The organism is Prolixibacteraceae bacterium (assembly GCA_019720755.1).
Classification (GTDB): Bacteria; Bacteroidota; Bacteroidia; order Bacteroidales; family Prolixibacteraceae; genus Halosquirtibacter; species Halosquirtibacter laminarini.
Window position 1 is genome coordinate 577261 of the sequence record CP081303.1, and the last position, 16007, is coordinate 593267.

General features: G+C 35.7%; 8 protein-coding genes and 3 tRNA genes. 10 read left to right on the forward strand and 1 reads right to left on the reverse strand.

Annotated elements, in window-relative coordinates; genetic code table 11:
- The first annotated feature begins 31 nt into the window (after window positions 1-31).
- Genes K4L44_02340 through K4L44_02350 form a run of 3 tightly spaced genes read left to right on the forward strand, consistent with a single transcriptional unit; the run spans window position 32 to window position 5075 of the window.
- On the forward strand, window positions 32-1159 hold the full coding sequence (locus K4L44_02340; protein ID QZE14721.1) for a carbohydrate-binding family 9-like protein: 1128 nt from the start codon (window positions 32-34) through the stop codon (window positions 1157-1159).
- Window positions 1160-1174: 15 nt separating this feature from the next.
- Complete coding sequence (locus tag K4L44_02345; GenBank protein ID QZE14722.1) at window positions 1175-3844, forward strand: redoxin domain-containing protein; 2670 nt, start codon at window positions 1175-1177, stop codon at window positions 3842-3844.
- 1 nt (window position 3845) lies between these two features.
- Window positions 3846-5075, forward strand: coding sequence for a hypothetical protein (locus K4L44_02350; GenBank protein ID QZE14723.1), 1230 nt, complete (start codon window positions 3846-3848; stop codon window positions 5073-5075).
- A gap of 62 nt (window positions 5076-5137) precedes the next feature.
- Here K4L44_02350 and K4L44_02355 read toward each other — a convergent pair whose 3' ends face one another.
- Complete coding sequence (locus K4L44_02355) at window positions 5138-5800, reverse strand: potassium channel family protein (GenBank protein ID QZE14724.1); 663 nt, start codon at window positions 5798-5800, stop codon at window positions 5138-5140.
- A 108-nt stretch (window positions 5801-5908) separates the two neighbouring features.
- Here K4L44_02355 and K4L44_02360 point away from each other — a divergent pair, with 108 nt between their 5' ends.
- The 7 genes from K4L44_02360 to K4L44_02390 all read left to right on the forward strand — a co-directional run bounded on the left by K4L44_02360 (window position 5909) and on the right by K4L44_02390 (window position 15136).
- Window positions 5909-7192 (forward strand): cysteate synthase, encoded by a 1284-nt coding sequence (locus tag K4L44_02360; protein QZE14725.1) that lies wholly within the window; start codon window positions 5909-5911, stop codon window positions 7190-7192.
- Between the two features lie 170 nt (window positions 7193-7362).
- Window positions 7363-7436 (forward strand) — tRNA-Arg (locus K4L44_02365).
- 24 nt (window positions 7437-7460) lie between these two features.
- Window positions 7461-7534 (forward strand) — tRNA-Arg (locus K4L44_02370).
- Between the two features lie 24 nt (window positions 7535-7558).
- A tRNA-Arg gene (locus K4L44_02375) sits at window positions 7559-7632 on the forward strand.
- Between the two features lie 695 nt (window positions 7633-8327).
- Window positions 8328-9509 carry an outer membrane protein assembly factor gene (locus K4L44_02380; protein QZE14726.1) on the forward strand — a complete coding sequence of 394 codons (1182 nt, stop codon included), beginning with the start codon at window positions 8328-8330 and terminating at the stop codon, window positions 9507-9509.
- A gap of 514 nt (window positions 9510-10023) precedes the next feature.
- Complete coding sequence (locus K4L44_02385; GenBank protein ID QZE14727.1) at window positions 10024-13149, forward strand: SusC/RagA family TonB-linked outer membrane protein; 3126 nt, start codon at window positions 10024-10026, stop codon at window positions 13147-13149.
- Between the two features lie 7 nt (window positions 13150-13156).
- Window positions 13157-15136: a SusD/RagB family nutrient-binding outer membrane lipoprotein gene (locus K4L44_02390; protein ID QZE14728.1), complete on the forward strand. Its 1980-nt coding sequence runs from the start codon at window positions 13157-13159 to the stop codon at window positions 15134-15136.
- Window positions 15137-16007 lie beyond the last annotated feature (871 nt).

A 16007-nucleotide genomic window follows, 5' to 3' on the forward strand; every position in this document is an offset into this window, starting at 1 on the left:
GTAAATACACAACTATAAAATAATTGAGCTTATGAAACTAATTAAGCAGACACTATGTGTTGCTTCCTTAGCATTACTCTTTTCTTGTGTCACTAAAGAGGAAGGTTCAAATGAACCGTCTTTGAATGATGTAAAAGAGAGTCACTATGTGCCTGAGAAATATGTTGCTTTAAAAGCAACTTCTTCAATCCGAATTGATGGTGATTTGAAAGATGCTGCATGGGAGAGTGCTCCTTGGACAAACCTTTTTGTGGATATTGAGGGGGATAAACAACCTAAACCGATTTATCCAACCAAAGCTAAAATGCTTTGGGATGACCAATATTTTTACTTTGCATTTGAGTTAGAGGAGTCAGATATTTGGGCAACATTAAAGCATCGAGATGCGGTGATATTCAAAGATAATGATATTGAGATTTTTATTGATCCTGATGGAGATACACATCATTATTATGAATATGAGATGAATGCACTTAATACCCAGTGGGACCTGATGTTGACTAAGCCTTATAGAGATCCAGGAAATTTAGTTCTTGATACATGGACTATTCGCGGGATTAAAAGTGCTGTTAAGGTTTATGGAACCCTTAATAATTCTAAAGACACTGATAAAAAGTGGACTGTAGAGGTTGCTTTGCCATGGAGTGATTTGGAGGAAGCAAATATACATAATGGTATTCCTAAGATTGATGAGATATGGAAAGTGAATTTCTCTAGAGTGAATTGGGATGTCGACAAGAATAAAGATGGTTCGTATTCTAAATCAATTAATCCTCAAACGGAAAAAACTTTCCCTGAACATAATTGGGTTTGGTCTGCACAAGGCGTGATTGCGATGCATCAACCAGAGACATGGGGGTTAGTTCAATTCTCAAATAAAACCTCCGGTTCAGTTGTTTTTAAAGATAATGGAGTCGATCAGGTTAAATGGATGATGAGACAGGTGTACTATCAGCAAAAAAAGTATATCAATAAATTTGGTAAACCTGCTACTAGTGCAAAGTCTTTAGGTCTTGGAACTACTTTTAATGATGACCAATTAGCTAAAATTGAGATTATATCGAATGGTAAGAACCGTTGGGAAGCTTCATATGTTTACTCTAGTGATAAATGTATGGTTATTCAATGGGATGGTAGAGTTTGGCAAGAGAAAAAATAAACGATATAGCTAAATATGAGATATTTAATATTTACACTCCTGATATGTGCAACATTGTGGAGTTGTTCAAATAAAGAGGATGGTTCTTTTATTACTGACAGGAACTATGAATCTAAAGTAGAGACTCAATTTCAATCTAGAATACCAATTTTTGAGAAGAGGGGTGATGCTTTGATGTCAGTGTTTCAATCTGACACAATATCAAATGATGAGAAAGAAGCTTTAAAATTCATTTATGCTTATATGCCATTAAATGATATTGCTGATTATAGTGGAGATTTCTTTTATAAGAATGTTCATTTGGCTTTTGTTATTAGAGATTATTTTCCATGGGGAAAACAGATTTCTGAAGAAAATTTCCGTCATTATGTACTTCCTTTCAGAAATAATAATGAAAACTTAGATAACCATAGAGAGGTTTTTTTTAATGAATTAAAAGATCGTGTTAAGGGAATGAATATGCATGACGCAGCCTTAGAGGTTAACCATTGGTGTCATGAAAAAGTAACGTACCATGTGACTGATGCACGAACCTTTTCACCATTATCATCTGTAAAGAATGCTTATGGTCGTTGTGGAGAGGAATCTGTTTTTGCTGTTGAGGCATACAGAGCTGTAGGTATTCCTGCTCGTCAAGTCTACACTCCAAGATGGGCTCATAGTGATGATAATCATGCATGGGTTGAAGTTTGTATTGAAGGGAAATGGTATTTTACTGGTGCATGTGAGCCTGCACCAGAGTTCAATATGGGGTGGTTTGAAGGTCCTGCAAGCCGTGGTATCTTGATGAATGCTAGAACTTTTGGTTTGATGCAAGATGCTCCTTCTTATGTTTCAAAAGATGGTTTAACTTCGCTGCTTAATGTAACTGAGAATTATGCTGTTGTTGCAGACAATACTATAAAAGTAGTTGATACTGCGGGACAGCCTGTTTCTAATATCAGTGTTGGTATTTCTTTGTACAATTATGCAGAGATTTATCCTATCATGAAGAGAAAGACCGATAAACATGGCGAGTTGCATATAAAGACCGGTTTGGGTGATGTTTTGTTATGGGTATATTCAAATAAAGGATATACATTGAAAAAAATTACAGCTTCAGGCGGTACACATACTGTCGTTTTCGATCCTGAAGTGATGGTTTCTGATCATGTAGATTTTGATATGGTTCCACCTATCGAAAATATCCAACGTGTTTCTGAGGTAACCAAAAAACAAAAGCAAGAGAATAGTCAACGTCTGGCTCAAGAAGATAAGATTCGTGGTGCATATGAAAAAACATTTGCTAGTCATACTGCGAATATACGAGAAGAAGCTAAAGGGTTAGGTGTTGATTCTGATGATCTTAAAAAGATTCTTGTTGCAGCACGTGGAAATGGACATGTAATCTTAAGTTTGCTTCATGAAACGCCTGCCTCAAAACGTGCTAATCTTATGAAGCTATACCATGCTGTCTCTTTCAAAGATCTTCAAGATACACCAAAAGATATTTTTGTTTCTCATATGAGTAATACCTTGGAATTTGATTCTAAGATTTGTCCAGATCAAGACTTTTGGGTTAATTATGTGCTTAATCCTCGTGTAGAGAGAGAATTACTAAGTAACTACAAGTTAGGGCTTCGTGAAAAATTAACTGCTGTTAATTCTCCAAAGAAACTTGTGTTATGGATACGTAAGGAGATGACTCTTGATACGGTTAATAATGTTTTCCGTGTGCCATTATCTCCATTGGGTTCTTTAGAACTAAAGAGAGTAGATAAGAGAAGTAGGGCAATATTTTTTGTTGCGGCTTCTAGATCATTAGGTTTTCCTGCCCGACTAGAGCCTGCCACTAAGCAACCTCAGTATTATAGCGAAGGAAAGTGGAATGATGTGCGCTTTGAGCCAAAAGCTAAATTACCTATGAAGGGTAAAGTGGAACTTGTAAATGACAATCCATCTCAATCTCTTAAATACTATTCACAGTTTACTATTGCGAAATACAATAATGGTGTATACAGAACCCTTGCATTTGATCAAGGAAAGGCGGTAAAGGATTTCCCAGAGGGGGTCTCTTTATCTAAAAAGCCTATAGAAGTATCAGTCCCTGTTGGTAAATATATGGTTACTTCTGGAAATCGATTAAAAGATGGATCGGTATTAACTCGTCTTTCATTTTTTGAGGTTAAGAAGGGGCAAACAACTCGTGTTTCTATCTCTGTACGAAAAGACAGTAAACCACTTCCTATTTTAGGATCTGTTCAGTTGTCTGGAACAATTGATTCTTATCCATCTTCAGATGTTAAAAAAGTTTCTCTACAAAAAGTAGTTAAAGGTAAGGTTTCTGTAATTGCTTGGTTGGATCCAGATAGAGAACCTACAAAACACTTTATGGGAGATGTTAAGATTCTAAAGAAGAAATTCGAAAAAGAAGGTGTTCCTATGATGTTCTTAATCCCTAAGGATAAATTAACTTCATCATTCGAACGCAAACCTTTCCCGATCCCTTCTCATGCAATCTACGGTATTGATAGTGCAATATTAGATAAATTTGAGTCGTCTTTAACTACTAAGTCTAATGGACGTCTTCCAGCTGTGTTTGTTGTAGATAAAAAAGGTAATGTTGTTTATCAGTCTCATGGATATCAAATTGGTGTTGGAGAGCAAGTAATTAAGACGATACAAAAAATTAAAGAGATAAAATAAAATGAGTTATATTAAAGCAAAGACAATCAAAAGAGCCTGCGGGCTCTTGATGGTTGCTTTTATTTGGAGTTCATGTTCAAACTCCACTGAATCATCTAATGTTGTTTCCACTTTACAAGAAGGCATAGCCGCGAAGGATTTATCTAGTTTAACCCCTGTGTTAGATGAATCTTTAAGTGCAGTAGATGTTTCAAAAGCTTCAAAACTTTATATGGATTATATTGATGCAATAGATCGATCTGATTTAAAGGAAGAGTGGGAAGCGAAATCTTATAAATATGATAAGTATACTATGCCTATTAAGGTACGTTACTTTGGGCCAGACAAGAATGATAGAAGCCTTATAATTTCATTGCATGGTGGAGGTTCTACAACCAAAGAAGCCAATGACCAACAGTGGAGAAATCAGATACGTTTGTATAATAATATGAAGAACGCTGTCTATGTTGCACCTCGTGCTGCTGTAGATGCATGGAATATGTGGCACCAATCTCATGTGGATACACTTCTAGAAAAGATAATTCGTAGCTATATTCTTTTTGATGGTGTAGATGTAAATAAAGTTTATATAACAGGTTATTCAGCTGGTGGCGATGGTGTATATCAATTGGCACCACGTTTTGCTGATCGTTTAGCTGCTGCTGACATGAATGCAGGGCATCCCAATGAGGTAACTCCTATTGGGCTTAGAAATCTTCCTTTTGCACTGTTTATGGGTGCTAACGATGCAGCATATCATAGAAACGATATTGCTCGAAATTGGAAGATTGCTTTAGATAGTCTTCGTGCAAAGGACCCAAATGGCTATGAGCATTTAGTTGAGGTTGTACCTGGTAAAGGTCACTGGATGGATCATAAGGATAGCTTGGCATTAGATTGGATGGTGCAGTTTAAAAGAAATATCAATCCCAACAGAGTGGTTTGGGTTCAAGATGATGTAAAACACCATGCTTCTTATTGGTTGTCTACAGATATCAAGCAAAGTAAAGCTGGAAATATTGCAGATGTGGTTAAGAAAGGAAATACTTTTATTGTGAAAGAGAATACTTTTCCTGTTCTTCATATCAACTATACTCCTTCAATGATTGATCCATCAAAACCAATTGTGGTTGAAGTCGATGGAAAAAAGACTGAATATCAAGCAAAGTTTACATTGAGAAATATTGTTAGAACTGCTGATATTAAGCATGATTATTCTTTAATCTATGCAGGATCTATTCAAATAAAATAGAGCTTTGTGGAACACAAAAAAGGGGAATGGTTTTTAAACTATTCCCCTTTTTCGTTGAGTGTCTATTTGCCTGAGGAGGTATATTTCCCAATAATAATTCCAATAATAACGATAGAGTAGAAATTTCCAACCAAAGTAATAAGAATTGTAAACTTCTTTGCATAGACAGTAATTGGAGTAATATCACCATAGCCTACAGTAGTGAGTGTGATAAAACTATAGTATTGTAGGTCTATTATTTTGGTTGACTCATTTAGACCAACAAATGAACCAGGTCTGAGGTATTCAATTGTTGTTGCACCTATTCCCCCAGCGATTCCGATAATTATTAACCCACAGAGTACTGCGGTTAATATTGATGAAGTAACTTTATTTGCTGATTTAATCTGGTGAAACAGTTCTAATGAAAAGGTGACAAAAAAGGCAACATATACCACCTGTTTGATAATGGTTAGTTCCTCTATTGGGCTAAAGGTGTCTACAATTTCCGATATAGTTAGTATTATTAGCAGAGTTGCGTAGATAATATTTTTTCTTTTGTTTCGATGGACCAAATTCCAACCTGCAAACACAATACACAAGAGACCTATTGGTCCAAGGTATGAAACGTATTCAGCATTTTGATTCGGAATTAGTAGATCTCCAAACACTACAATTAATAGTGCATATAGAAGAAGGCGATATCTTGCCTTATATATCAATAGCTTTAATCTTTTTCTGTACATTATATAATTCTATAAACGTTAATTCTTTACATTTAATTATTCTCAATTTATTATATCCTTCCTGTAAAAAGGATTATTTTTGTGCTCTAAATAGAAAAAAAATCTGTAATGGTTGATTTTAAAAAAACTCAATATCAATTAAAATCTCTTTGCTGTGATAAGCATTTTGAGGATCAGGATTGGGTGCTAGATTCTGATTGTAGTTGTGGCCCATCTCTAATCCAAGCTGTTTACAAAGAAAAACAATTAACTATTCATAATAACCATCCTGGGCTCTATAAGTTCTCTGATTGGTTACCAATTCAAAAAACACTTCCAGGTGCGGGTTCTCCTTTTACTTATAAGAGTGAAGCTTTAGCAGCACACTTAGGTCTAACAAACCTTTATATTACTTTTAGTGGTTACTGGCCCGAAAGAGGAGGCGATATGAAGAGTGGGTCTTTTAAGGAGTGTGAGGCTTACTGTGTAAATGCTCGTGGTACAGAGCCTAAACGTAAAACGTTAGTTGTTGCTTCTGCAGGCAATACAGCAAGAGCTTTTGCGAATGTTTGTTCTGAAAATAAAGTACCATTGTTATTGTGTATACCTCAGGATAATATCGATGCTTTATATTTCGATCATGAACTTGATGAATGTGTAAAGGTTGTTGCTGCTGCTTCTGGAGGTGATTATTATGATGCAATCCATATCTCAAATGTTGCTTGCTCAATGCCTGAATATTATGCTGAAGGAGGTGCAAAAAATGTAGCAAGAAGAGATGGTATGGCAACGACGGTTTATTCTGCTGTTACTACAATTGGAGAGATTCCTGAATACTATTTTCAAGCTGTAGGTAGTGGTACTGGTGCTATTGCAGCATGGGAAGCTGTACAACGTTTTAAAGAAGATGGACGTTTTGGTCAAAATGAGATGAAGTTGATGGTTTCACAAAATGAACCATTTATTCCAATAAAGCTTGCTTGGGATGCTGATTCACGTGCTATGTTGCCTCTTGATGATGATGAGGCTCGTAAACAAGTGGAAGAGATTGATGCAAAAGTTCTATCAAATAGAAAACCACCTTATGGACTAATAGGAGGGTTATATGATGCTTTAAAGGCAACTAATGGTGATGTTTTAACTGCATCTAATAATGCTGGAAAAGAAGCGGGTGATTTGTTTGAGAAATTAGAGGGTATCGATATTGAACCTGCATCTGCAATTGCCTTGGCAACTTTAATTGATTTTGTTCCTAATCTAAATAAAGATGCTGTGATCATGTTGAACATTACAGGAGGAGGAAAGATGCGTTTCCAAAAAGATCATAAAATATACTTTAAAAAGCCTGATATGATTGTTCCCGTTGATATTTCTGATGAAGAAATTGTCACAATTTTAGAAAGCTTGAAGTAAAAAATTGAGAGATATAGGAGGAGTAAAGCCTTTTCCTATATTTTTTTTATTTTTTATCTTCTTGAAGATTAAAATTATAGCCGTTAAACCGAAGATATTGCTGTTTTTTTAGTGTTATTTTTTTTGGAACTTCGATCAAAATACATAGATTTGCATCGCATTAAAGAAATGGTCTAGTAGCTCAACTGGATAGAGCATCAGCCTTCTAAGCTGAGGGTTGTGGGTTCGAGTCCCGCCTGGATCACTCTTTTATATGTATTTTAGTTTTGGTCTAGTAGCTCAACTGGATAGAGCATCAGCCTTCTAAGCTGAGGGTTGTGGGTTCGAGTCCCGCCTGGATCACACTAAAGAAAAATTACTAGGATTGGTCTAGTAGCTCAACTGGATAGAGCATCAGCCTTCTAAGCTGAGGGTTGTGGGTTCGAGTCCCGCCTGGATCACCTCTTATTTAAGCCTAAGTCTTCTAGACTTAGGCTTTTTTATTTCGTACCATTTGTGAACTGTATGGTTGTTTCATACAACTATTCTATCTTAATTCTTTTTAGATCGGTCAGTATTTAGTCCACACTGAATGGGCTTTCAATATATTTTAGTGAACGACCTTTTTAACGATATATACGTCCCGAATAACATATTTCTCTCTATTTGATATTCTCCCTAAATTACTATTTCAATCCTTTTCGGCCTTATCCTTCTATAGAAATAACCACTCCGTTATCCATTGTAATCATTCGTATTCTAGTAACGAACTGAAGTATCTTATTCCTTTATTACCCTTGTAGTAGGTTTAGCAACTAGATAACTCCATCTAAGTATTGGCAATTTTCCCTATTAACTTTTGTCTGTTGTATTCTTAGATGTACAAGTATATTATTTTATAAATACACTATATTTCCTTTCCATACAGAGTGGTGTTTTTGAAGTGTGCCCCTTCTCTTTGTGTTCGTAGAATTATTTAGTCTATGATTCGATTAATTATAGATGTTTTTATTTACATGAACTCTATTTATTATTATGTGGTATGTAATTTGCATTCGTTTTGTGGCCTACCTTTCGAGCTCTATTTGCGATACTATTAAACTATTTTCTTTCTCGTATTGTTCTATATTATAAATTATTCAAATACAAGAATCAAATGGCAATTAAACGAGTACTAATATTTATATTACTTCTTACCTTCTCTACTGCTTATGCTCAAAAGAAGAGAACAAAGGAAAGTCGAAGTGATAGTGTTGAAGTGAAAGAAAAGAATCTTAGATTTAGTATTCTTGGAGGTCCAGGTTATACGCCAGACTTCGGTGCATTAATTGGAGGAAGTGCCCTTTTTACATTTAAAATAGATCCAACAGATACTATTAGTAATCGTTCTGTTGTTCCATTTGCATTTGCTTTTCTATTCAATGGAGGTATCAACTTGCTTTTACGACCTCAATTGTATATCAATGAAGATAAAATAAGGATTTTAGGAAGGTATAGTTACATTAATAATATGGATAACTATTATGGTGTGGGTTATGATGTCAATAAGAATATCGTTCGATCTGATTCCACTACATCTTACAGTAGTCAACTTTTCCAATTTAATCCTATTGTCCTTTTTAGATTAAAGAATAGTGATTTCTTTTTAGGCCCTATTTGGGATTTAAGAAAGAATAATATTACTGAGCCTTCTCAAGGAGTTCAGGATGATCCCTATTATATTGAAGACGGAGGAACACCAGAAGGGGTCGACTTCTTGACTTCAGGTTTGGGTTTTAGTTTAAGCTACGATACTAGGGATGTTCCATCTAATGCATATAGTGGTATCTATTTTAACTTCCAATTTATTGAATATGCGAACATATTTGGCAGTGACTTTACCTTTAATGTAACCGACTTTCAGTATAGCCAATACCTTAAGTTGCCCAAATTTGGAGATAGGTCTGCTTTGGCATGGTTAGTTAAGTCAACATATGCTTCTGGAGACGTTCCTTTTACACAATATGCTTCTGTGGGTTCTCCTTTTGATTTAAGAGGTTATTACAAGGGACAGTTTAGAGATAATTCTGCTAGCGCCTTGGTGTGTGAGTATCGTCATATGCTAAATGTTACTCCACATAATTTTGTTACTAAAATGCTACATAAAGTTGGTTTTGCTGCTTGGGGTGGTTTAGGTATGCTTGGTCCATCTCCATGGGATGTTGAAGGATGGCTTCCTAATTATGGTGTTGGTCTTCGAATAGAGGTGCAACCTAGAATGAATTTTAGAATGGATATTGGTCACGATCCTGTTGTTGGGAATACGCTTATTTACTTTAATATGACCGAAGCTTTTTAGTTTTTGTAATGTTAATGGAATTTGTTCTAATTGTATCTATATGGTTAAAGTGTTAAGCTCGTTGTCTTTCATTTTCTTAGAATAGTCATTCTATTTATTTGTTTTTTTTGTCTTGTTCAAATAAAATATAAGTTCGTATATAATATATCTATACAAAGTGTTGGTTGTACTAATGATTGTTAATTATTGTCTTCTTTGGTTGTATAATACTTCTTGTTTGTTAATATACCCTTGGTATGTAGTGTTCTATGAACTTTTTTCTTCAGTAATGTGTTAATATGATGTTTTAGAACATGCTTAGTCTAATCTGCAATTAGATAGTGTGTTATAGAAACTTGTAACCTATTGTATATATCGATTTTCTTCTAGTAGTACCATCGTTGAGATGAAAAACTAAGAATTTGTTAGCATTTCAGATAGGTTTGTCAAGAGCGTTTTATAAAGCGATTTAGACCCCGCTTTTTAGGGCGAGTAGAGAATGAAGTTTTATTATCATATTACTAACAACAAAAAGATGAAGAAGAATCACCAATTCCAATGGTTAAGAAAGTTTTCTCTTGTGTTTGCGTTATTAATGAGTGTAACAACTCTTTTTGCACAAGAAAAAACTCTTACTGGTAATGTAAAGTCTGATCAGGATGGTTTACCTATTCCTGGTGCAACAGTAATGGTTAAAGGTACCTCAATTGGTACAGTTACCGATTTTGATGGTAACTATAAATTGAGAATCCCTGCAGAACATTCTAATGGTACAGTTATCGTTCAATTTATTGGTCTTAAGAGTCAAGAAGTTGCTTATTCAGGTCAAGATGTATTGAATTTTGTTCTTGAAGCAGATACAGAGCAACTAGATGATGTTGTTGTTACCGCTTTGGGTATTAAGAGAGAAAAAAAATCTTTAGGTTATGCTGCTGCTGAAGTAGGAGATGAGGCTTATGCTTCTGCTAAAGATGCGAACGTAATGAGTTCTTTGTCTGGTCGTTTGGCAGGTGTACAAGTTAGTCAAACAGGACAGGGAGCTGGTAGCTCTTCCTCTGTAATTATTCGTGGTAATGCGAATCTAAGTGGAAGTAACCAACCTCTATATGTTGTAGATGGTGTCCCTATTGCAAACAATCAATTTTCGAATGCCGATGATAAAGATAACGGAGGTATTGACTCTGGTAATGGTCTTTCAGGTATTTCAGCGGATGATATTGAAAATATTTCTGTTCTAAAAGGTGCTTCTGCAACTGCACTTTATGGAACACGTGCGATGAACGGGGTTGTTTTGATTACAACAAAGTCAGGAAAAGGATCTAAAGGTACTCAAGTAGAGTTTAACTCAAACTTCACTTTAGATAAGGCTCGTGTTTATAATAACTGGCAAGATGTTTATGGTCAAGGTCGTTACGAGCAAGATGGTTATGGTGTTGCACCTTCTACTATGGATGAAGCCAATGATAATACTTCCATGTGGGGTAACAGTTACGCAAACCAAAGTAAATATGTAGATTATCAGGGACAAAATTCTGATTATCGCTTCTATGACAATGAGAATAATTTTTATGAGAATGGTACTACTTGGACCAATTCTGTCTCTGTAACGAATAACGGAGAGAATTCAAACATTAGATTCTCATATAGTAATACATCTAATGATGGTCTAGTTCCAGAAACAACTTATGAGCGAAATGCGATTAGTTTGAATGGTGGAGCAAAAGCTTTTGATGATAAGTTGGAGTTGAATGCTAAAATGTCTTATGCAAATGAGAAGTCAGATGCTTCTCAAATAGGTAATTCTGCTTTTAACCCTACATCACAATTGATGGGCGTTCCAAATAATGTTTCTTTGAATCAATTACAGAATTATAAAGATCCAGTTACAGGTCGTCCTGTTGGAATTGGTTTAAATAACAATAACCCATATTGGACACTTAATGAGGTGGAGAACAATTACGATAAAGATCGTCTGATCTCGATGGTCTCAGCAAAGTTTAACTTTACTGATGATTTGAGTGCTCAAGTACGTTATGGAAGTGACCTTACTTATTACAATGCAGAAGCTTTGTATCCAATAGGAACTCCTTATTATGAGAATGGTAAGGCAAATATGGAGAAGAATAAAAACATTGAAACGAATATCGATGCTTTGGTTACTTATGACAAAGACTTTACTGAGAAGTTTGGTTTGACAGTAAATTTAGGTACATCTCGTTGGGATAAAGAATACGAACAAATTGGTATTAATTCTGACTCGTTTGCAGATCCAAACCTACAGGTACCGAACAAAGGGCAGAATAACACTGCATATACTGGATATTCTCACCAGAGAATTAACTCTATCTATGCAACAGCTCAATTGCGTTATAATAGCTTCCTTTATTTGGATTTGAGTGCACGTAATGACTACTCATCAACACTTCCAGAAGCAAACAATTCATATTTTTATCCTTCTGTAAGTACATCGTTCGTTGTTTCTGATGCTTTTGAACTACCTGAATTTATATCATTTGCGAAACTACGTGGTTCATGGGCTCAGGTTGGATCGGATACAGATCCTTATAAATTAGCGCTTCAATACGGACTTGATTCTAACTCACATCCAGGTTGGGGTGGTGCAGGAATTCCTTCAGGTTCTATTAATAGTGGTGAAATACCTAATGCGAACTTGAAACCTTCTACAATGACATCTTGGGAAGTTGGTACAGAAGTTAAGTTCTTTTCGAATAGATTAGGTGTTGATTTTACATATTACAACTCTTTGGCAGTAGATCAAATAGTGCCAGTTCAAGTTTCTGATGCATCAGGTTACAATTCTGCTTTAGTAAACTCTGGATCTATACGAAATAAGGGGGTTGAGGTGCAACTATATGCTACTCCAGTTCAAACAAAAGATGTAACATGGAATACAACTTTGAACTTCTCATTTAATAAGAATGAGGTTGTTGAATTGGCTCCTGATGTAGATCAGCTTATTTTGATGAATGGTGGTGGTGTTTCAACTATTGCTTCTCCTGGTTATGAGTATGGAACAATTATCGGTACAACATACCAAAGAAATGAGGATGGTTCAATTTATCTAGACCAAAATGGTCTTCCTGTTGCTTCCTCTGACTACTCAGCTCTTGGTAATGGAGTTCATGACATTATGTTTGGATGGGTAAACTCTGTTACATACAAAGGATTTACATTAAATCTAGTGCTAGATGCGAAGTTTGGTGGTGATGTTTACTCTTCTACTGAAGCTTCTGCATACTCTTCAGGTAAGCATAAAGCTACTTTAGAGCGTAGCGAATATGTTCCTGGTGAAGTTTGGTATCCATCTGAATTGAACGGGAAAGGAACTACTGCAGATCCTCAAGATTTCTACGGTGCAGTTTCAAGTGTAGACGAACAGTTTATCTATGACGCATCTTACATCTCTGTAAAGGAGTTAAGTGTGATGTATAACTTACCATCAAAATGGTTCACGAATATTAATTATATCCGTGGAATTAACTTGGGCGTTTTCGGTAAAAACTTAGGGTACATTTACAAAGCAACTGATAATATTGATCCACAAGCTGCTTACTCTATTAGTAATGGTGGTGGTGGTATTGAGTCTGGAAATATGGCTCTTCCAGCAAGCTTCGGTTTCAATTTAAATATTAAATTCTAACAACAAGATGAAAAGATTAAGTATATATATAATTGCGATGGTTGTTGGATTACTATCATCGTGTACCAATGATTTTGAATCGATCAATAGTAATCCCAACACTTCTAATACAATTGATCCTGGTTATCAGTTTGTCGGAATACAGTTGAGTTATGCTGGTGGTGGAGCTGAAGAGTGGAGAGGTAATTTAATTATGTCAGGACCTCTCTCTGGTGTGATGCAAGATGCTTATACTTCTGGTGAAGGATATTCTACCTCTAACAGTTTTGCGTCTGCAAAGTGGGGATCAATGTATACAGGGGCGATTAAAAATGTCCGTGATATGTTGAATAAAATGGAAGCTGCGAACACTGATGGTTCTTACGATGCAAAAATTGCTGAAGGACGTATTTTCCAAGTGATCTGTTTCCAACGTTTGACTGATATGTATGGGGATATTCCTTATTTCGAAGGAGGTCATGGTTATGATGATCGTGTTTTCTATCCTGTGTACGACAAACAAGAGGATATCTACAAGGATTTCGTGAAGGAGTTAAAAGAAAGTAGAAATATCTTGATGGAGACAGAATCTGTAACATTCGATGCTACGGGGGACATTATTTATGGACATCTTGGAAGTGTAGAGCGTTCACATGCATGGGCTAAATTAGCAAACTCGATGTTATTACGTATTGGTATGCGTGCATCATCAGCTGACGAGCCATGGGCTAGAGGTGTTGTTGAAGAAGCAGTTAGTAACACTGTCGGTTTCATTGAAACGTTAGATGTGAAAAATGATGCAGCAATGATTACTCATTCCTCTGTTGGTGGTCCTTGGGGATCTCATGAGAATGGTTCAGGTTCTGCTATCAATGGTAAGACTGGTGGATTTGCTTACTCTTATCTTGGAGATGAGTATCTTCATAGAGCTCAGCAAATGGAAGATCCTCGCTTATTTTATGTTGGGGCTCAACTTATGCAAAATAAATCAGGAGATTATGTAGCATGGACAGGACAGACATATTTTAACCCATTTGAAGAAGCTGCACGTCCTGGGGAAGCATGGAAGCCTGTTTCTTTTGTAACTGCACGTGGTGCAAACCAGTCAGAAGGTTTTAGAGGTCAATACATCGTGAAAGATGGAGAGAAACAATCAACTGTTTTTGCTTCTTACTTTATTAGCGAGAGTGACTTTGATATTGATCCTTCTACAGGTAAAGCAAAGCTCGATGCGGATTCTATCCAATACCAAATCCTTTGTGGAATGAATCCTGGTTCTATTGGATCTCGCACCGCCCCAACAATTATTTTCGGTGGAGATGAAACATATTTCATTCTTGCTGAAGCGAAAGCTAAGTGGGGTATTGGTGAAGGGGATGCTTTGACTCTTCTAAAGAAAGCAGATCGTTTGGCTCTTGAGAAATATCCTATTACTTTAGATCCTGTAAATGATGGAACACCAGGTAAGTATATGTCATTGTATGCTCAGTCTACTGGTGATACTCGTTCTTATGGTCAACTTACTGAAGATTATTTGGCAAAAATCACAGAAGCTTCAGTCCAAACAATTCAGATTGAGAGATGGAAATCTTTGGTAATTAATGGTTACGAGGCGTTTGCTCTATGGAACAGAACGAACTTAAACTATACTACTAATGGGGATGCTGCCACAACCAATATTCCATATAATGAAGTAGGTGAAACCAGAGGAACAATTGATCTACCAGTTTATGACAAAGAGGACATTACAGTTGCTGGTTTAGAAGCTATTTCTACTCCTACTTCGTATGATCCAAGTGTATTCCCTACAACTGAATTCAAGAGTGTTGAATCTCATGATGGAGGAGATACAGAGGGTAACAGACCACGTCGCCTAGATTATCCTAATAGTGAGCGTACTGTGAATTCAACAAATGTTGAAGCTGCAATTCAAAGACAGCAGAGTGTGTACGGATACAAAGCAGGTCAGTTTATCACTGCAAAAATGTGGATAAGTAAGAAAGACTAAGATCTCAATTTAGTCTTACAAATCTTATCTGTTTTAGATATTAAGGAGATGGTCTTTTCGAAGACTATCTCCTTTTTTATTTTCTTTAGTTTATACTTTCAATTATGCATTGTATCTAAATCCACACCCTACCAAGTTGTATTCATCTAGAATATGCTCTTTTAGTGACTAGTCTGTTGGTGGGTTAATCTTGTGTATATTAATGCTTTATGGTACCTGGTTTTGTAATTTATATAGCAAATGATTTAAATACTTTCTTTATAAGTAGTAAAACTTTCTCTTGATGCTTTTGTACTTATAAGATTTAAAAGTTTAGGATTTAGACAATGCTTTTGACTATGTTACAATTTTCATTATAGATAAGAAACAAGATTTATTTCCCTCATTGGAGAATTTTATATCTTTATGTATCAAATGTCTTCGTTGATCCTATATGGTTCATGTCATTCCTTGTCACTTGAGTTGGAATATTAAAAAAGTCTATCGATTTTCTTGGTATCTTCGACTACATTTTGATAATAGATTTTACATACTTTTCTGGGGCAGTACCTACCAATTTTCAATCCTCCATAGAGTGTTGTATTACCTGCTTTCATTCGTACTTCGTTTACCCTTTGGTTACCCTTCAGTTACTGTTTGGTTACTCTAAGGGTAACCAAACAGTAACCAAAGAGTTATTTATATGTAACCGAAGTACGAATGAATATCGTTTCTATGCAATTTATTTCTATGCGAGGGACAAATATCTCTCTAAAATTTAGGTTGTATGAGTAAGATAATTAGTTGTGATATTGTAATTGCTAGGTTTGGTTGAGCCAGTTTCCTTGAAAGGTTTTTATTAATTGAGGTAAACGTTTGGTTTCTTCTTTTT

Bases quoted from the DNA above. Each gene is read 5' to 3' on its own strand.
- K4L44_02390 (QZE14728.1), top strand. From the start codon at position 13,157: ATGAAAAGATTAAGTATATATATAATTGCGATGGTTGTTGGATTACTA.
- K4L44_02345 (QZE14722.1), top strand. From the start codon at position 1,175: ATGAGATATTTAATATTTACACTCCTGATATGTGCAACATTGTGGAGT.
- K4L44_02355 (QZE14724.1), bottom strand. From the start codon at position 5,800: ATGTACAGAAAAAGATTAAAGCTATTGATATATAAGGCAAGATATCGC.
- K4L44_02350 (QZE14723.1), top strand. From the start codon at position 3,846: ATGAGTTATATTAAAGCAAAGACAATCAAAAGAGCCTGCGGGCTCTTG.
- K4L44_02360 (QZE14725.1), top strand. From the start codon at position 5,909: ATGGTTGATTTTAAAAAAACTCAATATCAATTAAAATCTCTTTGCTGT.
- K4L44_02380 (QZE14726.1), top strand. From the start codon at position 8,328: ATGGCAATTAAACGAGTACTAATATTTATATTACTTCTTACCTTCTCT.
- K4L44_02340 (QZE14721.1), top strand. From the start codon at position 32: ATGAAACTAATTAAGCAGACACTATGTGTTGCTTCCTTAGCATTACTC.
- K4L44_02385 (QZE14727.1), top strand. From the start codon at position 10,024: ATGAAGAAGAATCACCAATTCCAATGGTTAAGAAAGTTTTCTCTTGTG.